This is a genomic window from Embleya sp. NPDC005971 (assembly GCF_040629175.1).
Classification (GTDB): domain Bacteria; phylum Actinomycetota; class Actinomycetes; order Streptomycetales; family Streptomycetaceae; genus Embleya.
This window is the reverse complement of record NZ_JBEXUX010000121.1, coordinates 1-16,084: the sequence shown is the minus strand read 5'-3', so window position 1 is coordinate 16,084 and position 16,084 is coordinate 1. Positions and strand designations below refer to the sequence as shown.

The following is a 16,084-nucleotide window of genomic DNA, read 5'->3' as shown; positions in this document are numbered from 1 at the left end:
GGCTCCCGGCCGCCGGTGACCCCGGGACCGGGTCGATCTCCACCAGCCCACGCCGACCGTTTAGCACAAAGCCACCCGCGCCCGACCCGACCAAGACGCGACCACCGGCTGCGCACGCCCGACCCACTCGAAAAGGCTCCCCGGCGGACCTCACCGAGCCGCCCTCCCACTCCGCCGTTGCCGGCGCCTTTCCCGCCGAGCAACACCCACATCTCGCCGGGGAGTCCAGGGCTCCCGGCCGCCGGTGACCCCGGGACCGGGCCCATCTCCGCCGGTCCACGCCGACCGTTTAGCACAAAGCCACCCGCGCCCGACCCGACCAAGGGGAGTTCGCGTGCGCGCTCGCGCGGCCGAGTGCGGGCGATCCGCCACCGGCCGCCGTGGCGCCGGGAGCCCACCGAAGCCCCCGGCCCCGCGACCCGAGCGCCGCTCGCGCCAACCCATCGGCCGGTGACGGCGCGCTCGGCCGGCCAAAAGCCGGGCTGCCCGCGCCGGGCCGTGGAACGCCTTCCTACTTGGCCTCCGCGTATGTGTTCACCACCGCCGGCAGCAGCGGCAACAACACCGGGGTATCGCCGAACACCAACGCCCGGGCCTCGGCTGCGGCCTCGACGATCGCGGCGGCCACCGCGTCGGTGAGGTCGGCCGGGCTGTGCACGATGATCTCGTCGTGTTGGAAGAAGACCAGGTGCGGACGCCCCGACGGCGCCGCGTCGTACGCGGTCAGTCGGCGCCGCAGCGCGGCGAGCAGGGCCAGGGCCCAGTCCGCCGCACTCGCCTGGATGACGAAGTTGCGGGTGAACCGGCCTCGGGCGCGGGCCGAGCGGGCCCCGGCGTCGTCGCCGCCCCGCTCGCCGCGTTCCCCGGCCGGTTCGCTCGTGCCGCCCTCGGCCAGGTCGAGCCATTCGGAGGAGGGCGGCGGGCAGGTCCGGCCCAGCCGCGAGCGCACGATGCCGCCCTCCTCGCCGGTGCGGGCCGCCGCCTCGACGTAGCCCATCGCGTCCGGGTACTGCCGACGCAGCGTGGCCAGCAGCGGCCCGATGTCGCCGCTGGTCTGCCCGTACATCGCGCCCAGCAGGCCGAGCTTGGCCTTGGCCCGGTCGCCCTGGAAGGCGGCCTTGGCCAGCGCCTCGTACAGATCGCCGGCGGCGGCCGAGCGGGCCAGGCCGGCGTCCTGGGACATCGCGGCCAGGATGCGCGGTTCGAGCTGGGCCGCGTCGGCGACCACCAGCCGCCAACCCGGATCGGCCACGACCGCACCGCGCAGCACCCGGGGAATCTGCAACGCGCCACCGCCGCGTCCGGCCCAGCGGCCGGTGACCACGCCGCCGACCACGTATTCGGGGCGGAATCGGCCGGCCCGCACCCAGGTGTCCTGCCAGGCCCACCCGTGCGCGGCGTGCAGGCGGGCGAGTTCCTTGTACTTGATCAGCAGGTCGGCGGCCGGATGACCGAGGTCGCGCAGGTACCACGTGCGGGTCGAGGTGAGTCGGATGCCCTGGTCGGCGAATGCCTTGATCACCTGGGTGTGCGAATCCGGGTTGAACGCGCGCCCACCGAGCGCCGCGCGCAACTGCTCGGCCAGGTCGGCGAGTCGTTGCGGCGGTGCGCCGGACACCCGGGGACGCGCGCCGAGCAGCTCGGTGAGCAGCGCGTCGTGCACCTCGACCCGCCAGGGCAGACCGTCGGCGGCCATCTCGGCCGCGACCAGACCACCCGCCGACTCGGCGGCGACCAGCAGCCGGAATCGCGAACGGCGGGCCGGATCCTCGATCGCCTCGATCCGCCGCAACTGGTCGGCGTGCACCGCGACCACGGCATCGAGCGTGTCGGCGCCGGCGGGCAGCCGTTGCCGGTCGGGGACGAACAGGCTGTCCTGCGCGTCGGCGACGCCGATCGGCAGGTCGTCCGGTACGGGCAGGCCCTTCAGCCGGGCCCAGGCCGCGCCGAGCGAACGCGGCTCGCCGAACCGGCCCTCGTGCGCGAGCAACAACGACTCGACCAGCGCGAGGTCGTGACAGCGCGCGACCCGGGTGGGCAACAGCGGCGCATACGCACTCTCCGCCGAGGCCCATACCCACCTCGGCGGCACCGGCGCGGCCTCGAAATCGGCGATCGCCGCGACCAGATCGCCGACCTGCGTGGCCGGCCCCACGGGCACACCGTCGTCACGCAACGGCTGCAGCCGACCCCCGTGCCCGTACGCGTCGGGCGCCATCGCAACCCGAGCCACGCCCGCCGTCACCACATGCCGCCGGCCGCCACACCACACCCGAACCGCTCCACAACCGCCCTCCTCCCACACACGTCCACCGGGGACGAATCCCCCACAACCGACAGACCCCCAACCGCCGAACCCTACCCACCCACCCCGACACCCCGACCTCACCACCACCGCCGCCCCGGCCCGGCAGGCACCCACACGGGCCGACACGGGATGGGCGACACGAGCAAACGACACGGCGCGCCGGCACCGAGCGCGGCGAGCGCGGCGAGCGCGGCAAGCGCGGATAGCGCGGCAAGCGCGGATAGCGCGGCAAGCGCGGATAGCGCGGCAAGCGCGGATAGCGCGGCAAGCGCGGCAAGCGCGGCAAGCGCGGATAGCGCGGCAAGCGCGGATAGCGCGGCAAGCGCGGATAGCGCGGCAAGCGCGGATAGCGCGGCAAGCGCGGATAGCGCGGATGGCGCGGATAGCGCGGATGGCGCGGATAGCGCGGATGGCGCGGATGGCGCGGCGAGCGCGGATGGCGCGGCGAGCGCGGATGGCGCGGCGAGCGCGGATGGCGCGGATGGCGATCGCATCACGTCGGATGCCCGCACGCGCCGATCTCGGCGAGCGCTCGGTGTCGGTGGGGGGCGTGGATGCCGGCGGATTCGGGGGCGTTAGGTTCGTGGGGTGCCGGTCGGGCCGCGCGCCGGGTCGCCCCCGTGGTGGGTCGATCGCACGAGGTTCGCACGTCGATTCGAGGAGCGTTTCCCATGGCCCGTATCCCCACCGCCGCCGTCGCCGCCGGCGGTCTGGTCGGCGGCTACGCCGTCGCCCGCTACACGAAGAAGCGCCCGCTGGGCGGCGCGGTACTCGCCGCAGCCGGTGTGTTCGCCGCCAAGGGTTGGCACGAGCAGGCCGGGACACCCACCGCCGCCGCGCTGACCGGCCTGTACACGATCGCCTTCGGCGCCTCGCACCCGCTCGCGAAGAAGATCGGCGCCTGGCCCTCGGTACTCACCGTGGCCGCCACCGTCGCCACCGCCTCCTACTCCCTCGCCGACCGCAAGGCGTAACCGTCCACCGCCGCGCAAACCACGGCCACCAGGCTCGGACCCGAATCACGGCGGGTCCCGGTCACCGTCGCGCGGCTCTCGGCCGGGCCCGAACCGGAGCAGGTCCGGTGAGCGGTCCCGGCCGCGTCCATGACCGCGAAGTCGTCGCCTACGCCTCCTCGGGACCGAGCACGCCAAGCTCGACTTCCTCGAAGACGCGCGACCGCCACGAGTCCTCGTCTTCGGACATGGCCGGATCGCCCTGCCGGGCCTGCTCGATCACGTCTTCGACGTAGTCGTCGTGGTCGTCGTCGGCTTCGCGCTTTCCCGAGTGGACGAAGCCCTCCCGGGTCCTCGGGACGCGCCGCAGTCCCGACACCGAGGAGTCGACGAGCCGGTACCGCCGGCCCGCGTCGCGCTCGTAGTCGTGAAGCATCCATACTTCGCCGCTGTCGAGCAGCACCCGGTACGTGTTGACGCCATCCTCGACTCCACCGAGGAAAGCGGCTCGGCCCCGCGGCAGATCCCGGACGGACAACTCCCGACCCGAGTCCCACACGAACATTCGATGGCAGTCGGTCGGCAGCCCCCGCTCGCTCGACGCACGGGCCGCCGCACCTTCCATGGCCGGACGCGCGAGAGCACTCGTGACATGTGGCAGCCACGTCACGCTCGCCCACCTGCAACCTCCGGCACCCGAGCCATCCAAGCGGATCGCTCCTCTCGGGCCCGGCGGGACGACCCGACGCAGGTAGGCGCGGACCTGTGCCAAAACGCCTCGAAACGCGTCGATTCGCATTGTGCACGATCCCGTTGCGGCCGACGCCGGACATGCTCGCACCACAGCACCGCGGCACCGCAGCGTCGTTTCGTCGTCGGGGCTCGGGCCGAACACCGCCTCGACTCGGGCGAGGGTTGTGGACCTCGCCCGAGCCGGACGCGAGTACGGGTACGGGTACGGGTACGAGTGTGGACGCGGGTACGGGCGATCTCAGGTCGGTTGGTGGGCGGCGGACTCGGCGTCGCGGAGGAGGGTGATCAGGTCGCTTCGGGCCCTGGCCACGCGGGAGCGGACCGTGCCGATCGGGCAGCCCGCAATGGTCGCGGCCTCGGCATAGCCGAAGTCCAGGACCTGGGTCAGCACGAACGCCTCGCGGCGCGCCGGCTGCAGCGCCCCGAACAGGTCGTCCAGGGCCAGCCCCTCCTCGAAGCCGGGACGGGAGATGTCCTGGCGGCGCTCGGCGACCTCGACCCAGTCCTCGACCGAGGCGGTGCGCGGTCGGGCCGCCGCCGCGCGATAGCGGTCAACGACGGTACGTCGGGCGATGGACAGCAGCCAGGTGCGGACCGAGGACGCCCCGGTGAACCGCGGCAGGGCCGTCCAGGCCCGCAGATACGTCTCCTGGGTGAGGTCGTCCGCGCTCTGTACGTCGGTCAGATACGCGACGAAGCGCCACACGTCGCGATGCGTGCCCCGGACGAAGTCGTCCACGGCGTCCGGGTCGCCGGCCGCGCCCGCCAGGGCCCGGGCGGTCAGGTCGAGGTCATGCACCGGATACCCCCACACCCTGGACGGGGTACGTCGGTGCGTCGGCTCTCGCGGGCCGGTCCGCCGACCCCGCCGGCGGATGGTCGGCCCGGCGCGCCGGGTGGTCGAGAAGGTGCCAGGAAGTCACGTTTTACGTCCTCGTCATGCGGGCGGCGATCGATCGGCCCGGGGCGGATCGATGCCGAGCTGGTGGGCGGGACGCCCGCCGGAGCCGAGCGCGGGGCGCGGTCTCGACGGCGGTGCGCGAATCACCCGACGGCGCCTCGGCGCGCGCCCGTTCCGCTCGGCACCGGTGTCGGATTCGGACACGGCGACGGGCGAGTCGGTGCGCTGGGCGCTCCTCGGGTGGCGGGTACGCCCGGGTCCACCGACGGCGACGCGGATGCGTACCGGGTCGGCGTTACGGCCTGCGGTGTGCTCGGTCGCGCGAGTTCAGCGCGAACGTGGGCCGGGGCACGGGCACACGCTCACGGGCGCGACGCGCGTACACGTGGCGCGGCGGCGGAAAGCACGGCCGGAAGGCACACGCGGGTCGGGTGGACGGCTCAGGCGAACAGCGCGGCGGGCGGCCCGCGGCCCGGCAGCGGGCGGCAGACCCATTTCGCGATGGCCCGTTCGCCGCGATCGCGGGCACGGGGCATCCCCGGCAGTCGGGTGGCGACCGGCGCCGACCAGGCGCCGACCAGGGCGAGTACCACCGTGCCCGCCATCGTGGCGAGCACGCGCAGCAGTCGGAAGACGGCCTTCTCGCCGTGCCGCAGCCACAGGCCGCAGCCGAGCGCGGCGAGCACGTGCGCGGCGAACATGCCGCCGGGGCCCTGGCCCATGACCGCCATCACCGCGCCGTCGTGGTTCATCCCACCCGCGCCGGCCACGTGATGCCCGCCGGACGGCGGTCGACCGAAGCCGGCCGCCTCCGGTGAGCCGCCGGCCAGGTTCGGGTCCAGGCGCATCCGGATCAGGAGTTCGGTGACCGACCGGGTCGGCGCATCGCCGGGTCGGTCGTCGGTGCACAGCAGGACCTGAAGCCACTGATCGCGAAAGCGGGCCGCGCCGGTCGGTTCGGGAACCGGTTGGCGGGCCAGCGTGAACAAGGTGTGCAGGCCGGCCTGGGCGGCCAGTACCGCACCGGTGATCACGCCGAGGCCGCGCTCACGATCGGCCACGGCCCAGGCGAGGACGCCGATCCCGACGCCGGCGCCGACGGGCGCGGCCCAGTGGACCGGCGCGTCGGACATGAGCGTGTGCCCGAACAACGCGAGCAGCACGCAGATCACCGCGAACATCGCGGCGCGAACGGCTCGAAGCACGGACCGGGCAGGCATGGTGACGTCATGTTCCCATCCGCCGGACCCACCCGAACCCTCGGGTGCCCGGCCGGTTACCGAACTCCTCCCGAAGCCTTCCCGAACCACACCCGAACGCACCTACGAAAGAGGGGCGTTCCGAACTCGATTGCCGGCATCTCATCAGAAACATGAACAATTCATGGCAATATTGGTCGACTTCCCGCCTCGCGCGGGAATCACGACCGCCCGGGGAACCGGAGATCATCGCCGACCGACTACCGGGATGCTCGTGCCCGTCTCCGCGCCCTTCCTCGTGCTCGTGGCCGTGCCGATGCTCGTGCTCGTGCTCGTGCTCGTGCTCGCGGCCAGGGCACCCGCACACGCCTCCGGCCACAACAGCCCCCGCCCCACCACAGCCCCGTCCCGTGCAGTCTCGTCCCCCGTTCGACCCCTGGAGCCCGATTCATGCCCGTGTTCGCCGGCGGACCCGACGCCCGGAACCGCCCCTGGCCCCTGTCGTTGCGCACCGCCGCCGCGCGCACCGCCGCCGGGTCGACCCGGTCGACCCCCGCATCCCGTACCGTGCTCGCCTTCCTCGGCCTGCTCGTGCTGCTGTTCGTCGTCGCGTTCGCGGCCGGGCGCCAGGCCGGACCGGTGGCGCCCGATCTGCACCGGCCCGGACCGCCTCAAGCCCCGGTACCGATGGGCGAGGAAGGTGGCGGCGGACACAGCCGGATGGGCCTCGGCACACCCACCACACCCGCGCTCGCCGGAGGTGCCCTGTGACCACCTCCGCAGCCCTGCTCACCACCGACGTCACCGTCTCCGGGATGACCTGCGGCGCCTGCGTGAATCGGGTCGAACGTCGGCTCGCCCGGTTGGACGGGGTCAGCGCGACGGTCAATCTGGCCACCGGCCGGGCCCGGGTGGTGCATCCCGCGTCGCTGCCCGTGGTGGACCTGCTGGCGGCGGTCACCGAAGCCGGCTTCTCGGCGACCCTGATCACGGCGACGCCCGCCGCGACCGGACCGGCCGGCGTCGAGCAGGTGGACCACGGCCGGCGCGACCTGCTGCTGACCGCCGCGCTCGCGATCCCGGTCCTGGTGTTGTCCATGGTGCCCGCCTGGCAGTTCACCAACTGGCAGTGGTTGTGCCTGATGTTGGCCGCGCCGGTGGCGACCTGGGGCGCGTGGCCCTTCCACCGGCAGGCCCTGCACGGGCTGCGCTACGCGACCGCGACCATGGACACCCTGGTCAGCCTGGGTGTGCTCGCCGCGTTCGGCTGGTCGCTGTACGCCCTGTTCGTGGGCGGCGCGGGCGAGCCCGGGATGCGGATGGCGTTCGACCTGCTCCCGTCCGCGACCGGCGCGCCCGGTGCCGAGGCCGGCACCGAGGCGCACTCGTATCTCGAAGTGGCGGTCGCCGTACCACTGTTCGTCCTGTTCGGCCGCCGGTTGGAGGAACGGGCCCGACGGCGCACCGGATCGGCGGTACGGGAGTTGGCCACGTTGGTCCCGGACGAGGCCGCCGTGCTGCACCCGGGGCGGGCCGGGAAGGAGGTCGAGGTGACCGTGCCGACCGCGTCCTTGACGGTCGGTCAGGTGTTCGTGGTCCGCCCGGGCGACCGGGTGCCGGCGGACGGGGTCGTGGTCGAGGGCCGCTCCGCGTTGGACGTGTCCCATCTGACCGGGGAGAGCCGGCCGATGGAGGTCGGCCCGACGGACCCGGTGCCCGGCGGGAGCGTCAACGAGGGCGGCCGATTCACCGCCCGGGCCACGGCGGTCGGCGCGGACACCCGGCTCGCCCGGATCACCGCCGCGGTCGAGGAGGCCCAGGCCGGCAAGACCGGCGCGCAGCGCCTGGCCGATCGCATCGCGGGCGTGTTCGTGCCGTCCGTGCTGGCGACGGCGGTGACCGTACTGGGCTTCTGGCTCGGCGCGGGCGGCGCTCCGCAGGCCGCCGCCGCGGCGACGATGGCCGTGTTGGTGGTCGCCTGCCCGTGCGCGCTGGGCCTGGCCACGCCCACCGCGATCCTGGCCGCGACCGGCCGCGGGGCCCGGATGGGCGTCCTGATCCGCGAACCCGCCGGCCTGGAGCGGCTGCGCCGGGTCGGCACCATCGTGGTGGACAAGACCGGCACGCTGACCACGGGCGGGATGAGCCTGCTGCGCCACGAGCCGGCCCCGGGCGTGGCTCCGGGCGAACTGTTGTCCCTGGTCGGCGCGGTCGAGGCCGGGTCCGGGCATCCGATCGGTCGGGCCGTGGCCCGGGCCGCGACCGAGCGCTTCGGTACGTTGCCGCCGGTGGCCGACTTCACCGCCGAACCGGGCACCGGCGTACGCGGCCTGGTCGAGGGGTCGCGGGTGGCGGTGTTGCGGCCGGGCGCCGAGGACGTGACGGCGTTGCCGGCGAATCTGCGGGCGGCGCTGGCCGAGGCGGACGCGGCCGGGGACACCGCCGTGCTCGCCACCGTGAACGGCACCCCCGCTGGGGTGTTGGTCCTGGGCGACTCGGTGCGGCCGGAGGCGGCCGGCGCGATCCGGGCCCTGGACCGGCTCGGCATCACGGTGATCCTGGCCACCGGCGACCGCCCGGGGCCGGCCCGCGCGATCGCCGACGCGGTGGGCATCGACGAGGTGCTCAGCGAGTTGGACCCGCACGACAAGGCCGAACTGGTCCGGGGCCTGCGCCGGGACCAGCCCGGCCGGGCGATCGCGGTGGTCGGCGACGGCATCAACGACACCATCGCGCTGGGCGAGGCGGACCTGGGCATCGGCATGGGCGGCGGTACGGCCGCGGCGATCGGCGCGGCGGACGTCACCCTGGTCGGCGACGACCTGACCGCGCTCGCCGACGCGATCCGGCTGTCCCGGCGCACGACCGGCACGATCCGGGCCAATCTCGGCTGGGCGTTCGGCTACAACGTGCTGCTGATCCCGGTCGCGGTGACCGGCCTGCTCAATCCGATGCTGGCCGCCGCGGCGATGTCGGTCAGCTCGCTGGCGGTGGTGACCAACAGCCTGCGCCTGACCCGCTTCCGCCCCGAACGGCGCACCGAAGCCGACCCCGCCCCCGGGCCCCGCCCCGACCGCCGCCCCGACGACGCGAATCAGGACCCGACGTGAAACCCCTCGCCCTGCTCAAGACCGTCGCGGGCCCCCTCGTCGCGGCCGCCCTCGCGCTGACCCTGCTCACCGCCTGGACGGCCGGCGGCCGAGCCGGCAGCGCCCCCGAGCTCTCGATCAGCGACGGCCGCGTGCACCTGGCCACCAACGCCGACGCGACCTCCGCGTACTTCACCATCCGCAACTCCGGCGCCGCCAACGACGAACTCGTCTCGGTCAGCACACCGATCACCCCCGACGCGGGATTCAGCTTCCACACGTACACCGGCTACGCCGGCCGGATGTGGATGACCGCGTCCCTGCCGATCCCGGCCAACGGCCTCCTGGGCATGACCGCGAGCGGCGCCAACATCATGCTCGGCGCGCCCCCGAAGCTCACCCCGGGCCAGATCGTCCCCTTCACCCTCCGCTTCCGACACAGCCCCCCGATCCACACCACGGCCGTCGTCGTCCGCCCCGGCACCTGGACGCCGGCCAAGGCGACCTGACACCGCCGCGACCGGCCCCTCCTCCGCCCGGGCGGGGCCGGCGGTCGCGGGGCCGGCGGTCGCGGAGCCGGGCGCGACCTCGGGCGCCGGGGTCCGCCCCCGCGCCCGGGTCAGCCCGACACCCACCAGCACCACGACCATGCCCGCCACCACCCGCACGCTCAGCGCCTCGTCCAGCACGAGCGCGCCCAGTGTCACCGAGACCACCGGCAACAGATAGCCGACCGTGGCCGCGGCCGTCGGCCCCTCGTCGGCGATCAGCCGCGAGTTCAGGTGGAAGGTGACGCCGGTGCCCAGGATGCCCAGGACCACGACGGCCAGCACCCCGGTGACGGTCGGCGCACCCGGATCGGTGGGCCCGAGCGGCAACGCGAGTGCGGTCAACCCGGTCGCGCACAACAACTGGGCCGCGGACAGCGCGAGCGGCGCACCGCCGCGGCCGATCAGATACCGGGCCATGTAGGCGAACGCGACCGCGTAGCCGACCGCCGCGCCGAGCAGGGCCGCCGCACCCCAACCGGCCGACCCGCCGTGCTGCCAGGGCGCGAAGATCAGCAACGTCCCCCCGAAGCCCAGCCCCAGACCGAGCAACCGCAGCGGGTACAGCGCACGTTCGGTGCCCGACACGATCCCGATGGCCAGGGACCACAGCGGCGTCGTGGCGTTCAACACGCCCGCGACTCCGGAATCCACCGTCTGCTCGCCGACCGCGAAGAGAAAGAACGGCACCGCGTTGCAGAACAGCGCGGCCACCACCAGATGACCCCACACCCGGCGCTCGCGCGGGAGCCGCTCACCCGCGGCGCGGGCCAGGACCAGCAGGGCGGCGGCGCCCAGGACGCAGCGCACGACGGTGATGTGCAGCGGGGCCAGGCCGCCGTTCAGGGCGACCTTGATCCACAGGAAGCCCGATCCCCACAACAGGGCCAGTACCGCCATCCGCACCGCCGTCGCACGTGATCCACCGAGCACGATTCGCCTCCGGTACGGGTCGCCTGGGCAGGAATTCGGGATTGGCTTTCACCTTGTCGCACCCCGATCCTTAAGACAAGCGAAACATTCTGCACAAACACTTAAGTGCTCCTACACATTAAGCTTGCCGACATGCTTGATGTGCGACGCATGCAGGTACTCCGGGCGGTGGTCACCGGCGGCTCGGTCACCGCCGCCGCGCGGAGCCTGGGATATACGCCCTCCGCCGTGAGTCAGCAGGTCGCCGCCCTGGAGAAGGAAGCCGGGATCGCGCTGCTCGAACGCGTCGGTCGAGGCGTACGACCCACCGAGGCCGGCCGCCTGCTCACCGAGTACGCGGCGCTGATCGGCGACCATCTGGCCGCGGCCGAGACCGCGCTGGCCGACCTGCGCACCGGCCGCAGCGGGCGGCTGACGATCCACTACTTCGCCACCGCCGGCGCCGTCCTGGTGGCCCCCGCGCTGGCCGCGCTGCGCCGCGAACTCCCCGGTGTCGAGGTCCGGTTGGAGTTGTCCGACCCGCGCCACCCGCTGACGCCGGTGCGCGAGGGTCGGGCCGATGTGGCGCTGGTGGTCCGGCCCGACGACCGGCCGCCCGTCGACGGCCTGCGTCTGGAGCACCTGCTCGACGTGCGCTATCGCGCCGTACTCCCGCGCGGCCATCGACTGGCCGCCAAGCGAGTACTCGACCTGGTCGACCTGGCCGACGAACCATGGGTCGCGAGCGAGTCCGAGGGCCCGTGCCGGGACGTACTCCTGGAAGCCTGCGCCGCGGCGGGCTTCGGGCCGCGATTCGTGGTGGACAGCCAGGACTACGCGACCGCCCAGGGCTTCGCCGCCGCCGGTCTGGGCGTCGCGCTGATCCCCGAATCGGCCCTGGACGGCCCCCGGCCGACCACCGTCGTCCGCCGGATCCGCAACCCCGAGCCGACCCGCCGGGTCTACGCGGCGGTCCGCACCTCGGCCCCGCCGCAACCCGCGCTCCGCGCCTTCCTCGCCGGCCTGCGCGACGCCGCGGCCCACTGACGCCACCCGGCGGTCGCACCCACTGATCCCACCCGACGGCCCGCCGATGGATCGAAAGCCGATCGGGAACAATGGGCAGTCGTCCCCAGCCGCGGCCCGCGGCATCCCCGACCCGGCAGGAGTCCCCACACCGTGTCCGACCAGCGCGAACCCGCCCTACCCGGCGGGGCCCCGGACCTCGTCGAACAACGAGCCGACGGTCTCCGCGCCGACTGCGCGAACTGCTTCGCGCTGTGCTGCGTCGCCCCCGCCTTCGCCGCCTCGGCGGACTTCGCCATCGACAAGCCCGCCGGGCGCGCCTGCCCCAATCTGCGCTCGGACGACTTCGGCTGCGGCGTGCACACGCGGCTGCGGGACATCGGCTTCTCGGGGTGCACGGTCTACGACTGCTTCGGCGCGGGACAAAAGGTCGCCCAGGTCACCTACGCGGGGCAGGACTGGCGCCGGGCGCCACACACCGCGAAGCAGATGTTCCGGGTCTTCCCGATCATGCGGGACCTGCACGAACTGCTCCGCTACCTGCACGAGGCGCAGTGCCTGGCCGCGGCCCGCCCGGTCCACGATCAACTGCGCGTCGCCTACCGGGACACCGAGCGACTCACCCTCGGCGAGCCGGCCGAGCTGCTCCGGATCGACGTCGGGGCGCTGCGGCACCAGCTCAACCCGCTGCTGCTGCGGGCGAGCGAACTGGTCCGGGCGGGCGTTCCGGGCAAGAAGAAGGACCGCCGAGGCGCGGACCTGATCGGCGCCCGGCTCAAGGGGGCCGACCTGCGCGGCGCGAACCTGCGCGGGGCGTACCTGATCGGCGCCGACCTGCGTACCGCGGACCTGCGATTCGCCGACGTGATCGGCGCCGACTTCCGCGACGCGGACCTGCGCGGTGCGGACCTCAGCGACGCCCTCTACCTCGTCCAGTCGCAACTCGACGCCGCCAAGGGCGACCTGCGCACGACCCTTCCCGCGGCCTTTACGCGGCCTGGTCACTGGGGGACGTGATGGGGGCACGGGCGAGTTTCGGGTGAGATCGAGGCGAGTTTCGGGCGAGATCCGGGCGAGTTTCGGGCGAGATCCGCCCGAGTTCCAGAGCGAGTTCCGACCAGGTCCCGACCGGGTCCCGGGAGATCCGACCGGCTCACGACCGAGCGAGCGGCGGGGCGCTTGGGGGTTGGGTGGCGGGGGCGTCGGGTTGCGTGGCGGGGGCGTCGGGTTGCGCGGCGGACTTCGTGGGATCGATGCCCAGGGTGAGGGTGGCCAGGTAGCCGGACCCGGGGGAACCGGAGCGGAGCGGGGTGAGGGTGGTCAGGCCGTCCTTGGCGCCGCCCTGGCCGTAGACCATGTCCTCGGCGAGCTTCTTCGGCGTGCCGGTGTGCCGGTTGTACGGGGCCCGGGCGTGGACGGCGGCGACGGTCTCGTCGGGGAAGAAGATCTGGCCGGTGTGGTCGACCGTGCCGCCCTCGTAGATGCCGTCCGTGTTCATGCCGCCGGTGTGCACCTTGACATGGATGTGCGCGGCGCGCGGCTCGTACCAACCGGGAAAAATCGTCACGAACTCCACGACGCCGTCCGCGCCCGCCACCTGATAGCCCCTCAGGTACGTGGTGTCGTTGGCCTTGCTGCCGTCCGCGCCCTCGGCCGGGACGCCGCCTCCGGGGTCGGCGGTGGTGAACCCCGAGTAGTAGCCCCACGCATCGCAGTGCCAGATCTCCACCGCCGCGCCGGCAACGGGCGCACACGCCCCGTTCACACTCGCCACGGTCAGTCGAATCCGCAGCGGCAGACCGGGCTTGCCCTCGGTGATGTCCTGCCGGACGAACGCGTTGTCGAGGTAGTACGGCCCCTGCGTGACGTCGGCGGTCAGCACACATTGCCCGGCGCCCGAGGAAGTCGCCGCGCCCGCCGCCGAGTTCTTCGAGGTGCCGGAGGAGTTCGAGGAGCCGGAGGAGTTCGAGGAGTTCGAGGAGTTCGTACAACCGACCAGGGCCAGTCCCGCCGCGCCGCCGAGGAACAGGAACCGTCGCCGGCCCGGGAAGTCGATGCGGTCGAAGGGATCGCCGGTCCGGTCGTGGTTCCGATCGTGGTTCCGGTCGTCATCGCTGTCGGTCATGGCGCCGACCCTGCCGGGCATTCCTGAAGAGTTCATGAGAGCCGACTGGGCCACCCGTGATCGGCGGGTGTTTCCGATCGGCCCCCGATCCGGCGTACCGCTCACCCGTCCCGCGTGTCGTACACCCGCCGCACCTGGTAGACCCCGTCCGCGACCCGATTCGACCGGGCCCTCAGCAACGGCGCGATACAGGCCGGCCATACGGTCGTTCGGGACCAGATCACACTCGCGAGCAGGCCCGGATCGACCGGGCCGAGCCGGGACAGGTCCACCCCCGACGCATCGACCGCCTGCGCCCGGACATCCTCCTCCAGGCATGCCGCGAGCCGAACCGCCCTCGTAACCGCCGCGCACGCGGCCGTACCGGAGATCACGGCACGCACCTCTCCGTCGGCCCCGGACATCTCGCGCAACAGCCCCTGCGCCGTGTCCAACGCCCGCCCGCTGTCCGCCAGCGCCGTCCCGAGCGCCTGGGCGAGCGCGGTCTGCCGCAGGGACACCGAACTCGGCAGGAACGTCAGCCGATTGCCCAGGAAGCGAGCCTGACCGGCGGCCAGCGACAGCGCGATCAGCACCTCCGTCCGCCGCTGCCAGGCGCCGTCCGCCGGCGCGTCGAGCGCACGAAAGGCGCGCCGCACCGCTTCCCCGTGCCCCAGTACCGCCATGCGGATCTCCCGGGTCCGGACACGCAGTTCGATCGTGGTCTCGACCACCCCCCAGTCGCGCGGCGGACACGATTGCGAGCCGGCCGAGCCGGCGCACTCGAACGGGTACAACACCCGTCCCATCGCGCCCACGAGCCGAATCCAGGCCCGGGCCTCGGCCGGCGAATCGGCGACCTCGCCCGCAGCCGACAGCGCGCGTGCGTCGAACTCGGTGAACGTGCGTCGCTCCTCGTCGGAAATGCTCATCGAGCCGCCTCCCGCTGTCACATGTCTCGAACCACAAGCCGAACCGCACGTCGAACCGCACGTCGAACCGAAGGACCGAACAGAAGGCGCCGTACACGATTCGAGCACAAACCGAACACAACCGGAAAGCCCAAGCACGAAAAACGGCCAGGAAACCATCGATGCCCGGCCCGAAGTCACAGATGACCGGCCCGACCGACGAGAACACGAGGATGAAAAAGGCGCTTTATGGAAAAAGCCGCACGCTTATCCCTCTGATTAACGGTATCAGCAGCAGAGCCCTTTCCTCCATGCATACAACACCCACGGTTACCTCACGAACCTCCCGCGTGACCTCCACCCACGAGGCGCACACACGGCGCCCATCCAGCGCACAACACCCACACCCCGCGCACCAAGACAGCAATCACGCACCCACAAGCTGCCGAACCGGCCGCCCGCGACACCGCCCCGGACTGTTGGCAACTCGGTCGGGTTCACTGCGGAACCTTTCCGAGTGGGCTGGGTGTTCGCGGCGGGCGGTCGCGTCTTGGTCGGGTTGGGCGCGGGTGGCTCAGTGCTAAACGGTCGGCGTGGGCTGGTGGAGATCGAGCCGGTCCCGGGGTCACCGGCGGCCGGGAACCTTGGGTTCCCCGGCGAGAGGTGAGCGTTGCTCGGCGGGAAAGGCGCCGGCAACGACGGAGCGGGTGGGCGCTTGCGTCACAGGTCCGTTGGGGAGCCTTTTCGAGTGGGCCCGGCGTTCGCGGCCGGCGGTCGCGTCTTGGTCGGCGGCGGGAGGCTCAGTGCTAACGGTCGGCGTGGGCTGGTGGAGATGGGCCCGGGGTCGGGGTCGGGGTCAGGGTGGGGGTCGGGGTCGGGGTGGAGGTCGGGGTCGAGGTCGGGGTCGAGATCGGGGTCGAGATCGGGGTCGCCAGCGGTCAGGAGCCCTGGGCTCACCGGCGAGACACAGGCGTTGCTCGCCGGAAAAGGCGCCGGCAACGGCGGAGCCGATGGGGCGGCCCGGTCAGGTTCGCCGGGGAGCCTTGTCGAGTGGGTCGGGCGGTCGCGGCCGGCGGTCGCGTCTTGGTCGGGGCGGGCGCGGGTGGCTCAGTGCTAAACGGTCGGCGTGGGCTGGTGGAGATCAGCCCGGTCCCACAGTCACCGGCGGCCGGGAACCTTGGGTTTCCCGGCGAGAGGTGGGCGTTGCTCGGCGGGAAAGGCGCCGGCAACGGCGGAGCGGGAGGGCGCTTTCGTCAGGTCCGCCGAGGAGCCTTTCCGAGTGGGCCGGGCGTTTGCGGCCGGCGGTCGCGTTTTGGTCGGCAGCGGGTGGCTCTGTGCCAAACGGTCGGCGTGGATCGGCGGAGATCGAGCCGGTCCCAC

At 73.1% G+C, this 16,084-nt stretch carries 13 protein-coding genes and 1 pseudogene; 6 read left to right on the top strand and 8 right to left on the bottom strand.

Features of this window, described 5'->3' with window-relative positions:
- Positions 1–511: 511 nt before the first annotated feature.
- Positions 512–2,218 carry a bifunctional 3'-5' exonuclease/DNA polymerase gene (locus tag ABZ374_RS46815; protein WP_360324491.1) on the bottom strand — a complete coding sequence of 569 codons (1,707 nt, stop codon included), beginning with the start codon at positions 2,216–2,218 and terminating at the stop codon, positions 512–514.
- A gap of 167 nt (positions 2,219–2,385) precedes the next feature.
- Positions 2,386–2,820 (bottom strand): hypothetical protein, encoded by a 435-nt coding sequence (locus tag ABZ374_RS46810; RefSeq protein ID WP_360324487.1) that lies wholly within the window; start codon positions 2,818–2,820, stop codon positions 2,386–2,388.
- Between the two features lie 159 nt (positions 2,821–2,979).
- Between ABZ374_RS46810 and ABZ374_RS46805 the strand changes: the two genes are divergently transcribed.
- Complete coding sequence (locus ABZ374_RS46805; RefSeq protein ID WP_360324485.1) at positions 2,980–3,282, top strand: hypothetical protein; 303 nt, start codon at positions 2,980–2,982, stop codon at positions 3,280–3,282.
- A gap of 148 nt (positions 3,283–3,430) precedes the next feature.
- On the opposite strand, the gene ABZ374_RS46800 is transcribed toward ABZ374_RS46805, so the two are convergent.
- From ABZ374_RS46800 to ABZ374_RS46790, 3 genes are all read right to left on the bottom strand, one after another.
- Positions 3,431–3,724, bottom strand: a complete 294-nt coding sequence (locus ABZ374_RS46800) for a hypothetical protein (protein ID WP_360324483.1) — start codon at positions 3,722–3,724, stop codon at positions 3,431–3,433.
- Between the two features lie 528 nt (positions 3,725–4,252).
- The gene (locus tag ABZ374_RS46795; protein WP_360324481.1) at positions 4,253–4,813 is read right to left on the bottom strand and encodes a sigma-70 family RNA polymerase sigma factor; all 561 of its coding nucleotides are present in this window, start codon (positions 4,811–4,813) and stop codon (positions 4,253–4,255) included.
- A 542-nt stretch (positions 4,814–5,355) separates the two neighbouring features.
- Positions 5,356–6,135 (bottom strand): hypothetical protein, encoded by a 780-nt coding sequence (locus tag ABZ374_RS46790; RefSeq protein ID WP_360324479.1) that lies wholly within the window; start codon positions 6,133–6,135, stop codon positions 5,356–5,358.
- 429 nt (positions 6,136–6,564) lie between these two features.
- Here ABZ374_RS46790 and ABZ374_RS46785 point away from each other — a divergent pair, with 429 nt between their 5' ends.
- From ABZ374_RS46785 to ABZ374_RS46775, 3 genes are read left to right on the top strand one after another with little or no spacing between them, the layout of a single operon-like run.
- Positions 6,565–6,885, top strand: coding sequence for a hypothetical protein (locus tag ABZ374_RS46785; RefSeq protein ID WP_360324477.1), 321 nt, complete (start codon positions 6,565–6,567; stop codon positions 6,883–6,885).
- Positions 6,882–9,224 (top strand): heavy metal translocating P-type ATPase, encoded by a 2,343-nt coding sequence (locus ABZ374_RS46780; protein ID WP_360324475.1) that lies wholly within the window; start codon positions 6,882–6,884, stop codon positions 9,222–9,224. Before ABZ374_RS46785 ends, ABZ374_RS46780 begins: the two co-directional genes overlap by 4 nt.
- Entirely contained in the window at positions 9,221–9,712 is a 492-nt protein-coding gene (locus ABZ374_RS46775) for a copper chaperone PCu(A)C (RefSeq protein WP_360324489.1), read from the top strand. Before ABZ374_RS46780 ends, ABZ374_RS46775 begins: the two co-directional genes overlap by 4 nt.
- A 99-nt stretch (positions 9,713–9,811) precedes the next feature.
- On the opposite strand, the pseudogene ABZ374_RS46770 reads toward ABZ374_RS46775, so the two are convergent.
- A pseudogene (locus ABZ374_RS46770) lies at positions 9,812–10,651 on the bottom strand (DMT family transporter); the annotation flags it as partial.
- Positions 10,652–10,816: 165 nt separating this feature from the next.
- On the opposite strand from ABZ374_RS46770, the gene ABZ374_RS46765 reads away from it, so the two are divergent.
- Both ABZ374_RS46765 and ABZ374_RS46760 read left to right on the top strand, forming a co-directional pair.
- Positions 10,817–11,710 (top strand): LysR family transcriptional regulator, encoded by an 894-nt coding sequence (locus ABZ374_RS46765; RefSeq protein ID WP_360324473.1) that lies wholly within the window; start codon positions 10,817–10,819, stop codon positions 11,708–11,710.
- 132 nt (positions 11,711–11,842) lie between these two features.
- Positions 11,843–12,706 (top strand): pentapeptide repeat-containing protein, encoded by an 864-nt coding sequence (locus ABZ374_RS46760; protein ID WP_360324471.1) that lies wholly within the window; start codon positions 11,843–11,845, stop codon positions 12,704–12,706.
- Positions 12,707–12,842: 136 nt separating this feature from the next.
- Here the strand turns inward: ABZ374_RS46760 and ABZ374_RS46755 are convergent, their stop codons facing one another.
- Both ABZ374_RS46755 and ABZ374_RS46750 read right to left on the bottom strand, forming a co-directional pair.
- The gene (locus tag ABZ374_RS46755; RefSeq protein ID WP_360324469.1) at positions 12,843–13,814 is read right to left on the bottom strand and encodes an intradiol ring-cleavage dioxygenase; all 972 of its coding nucleotides are present in this window, start codon (positions 13,812–13,814) and stop codon (positions 12,843–12,845) included.
- A gap of 101 nt (positions 13,815–13,915) precedes the next feature.
- Positions 13,916–14,725: a hypothetical protein gene (locus ABZ374_RS46750; protein ID WP_360324467.1), complete on the bottom strand. Its 810-nt coding sequence runs from the start codon at positions 14,723–14,725 to the stop codon at positions 13,916–13,918.
- Between the last annotated feature and the right edge of the window lie 1,359 nt (positions 14,726–16,084).

Excerpts from the sequence above, each read along its gene's own strand:
- ABZ374_RS46815 (WP_360324491.1), bottom strand. The coding sequence starts at position 2,218 with ATGGCGCCCGACGCGTACGGGCACGGGGGTCGGCTGCAGCCGTTGCGT.
- ABZ374_RS46805 (WP_360324485.1), top strand. The coding sequence starts at position 2,980 with ATGGCCCGTATCCCCACCGCCGCCGTCGCCGCCGGCGGTCTGGTCGGC.
- ABZ374_RS46790 (WP_360324479.1), bottom strand. The coding sequence starts at position 6,135 with ATGCCTGCCCGGTCCGTGCTTCGAGCCGTTCGCGCCGCGATGTTCGCG.
- ABZ374_RS46785 (WP_360324477.1), top strand. The coding sequence starts at position 6,565 with ATGCCCGTGTTCGCCGGCGGACCCGACGCCCGGAACCGCCCCTGGCCC.
- ABZ374_RS46765 (WP_360324473.1), top strand. The coding sequence starts at position 10,817 with ATGCTTGATGTGCGACGCATGCAGGTACTCCGGGCGGTGGTCACCGGC.
- ABZ374_RS46755 (WP_360324469.1), bottom strand. The coding sequence starts at position 13,814 with ATGACCGACAGCGATGACGACCGGAACCACGATCGGAACCACGACCGG.
- ABZ374_RS46750 (WP_360324467.1), bottom strand. The coding sequence starts at position 14,725 with ATGAGCATTTCCGACGAGGAGCGACGCACGTTCACCGAGTTCGACGCA.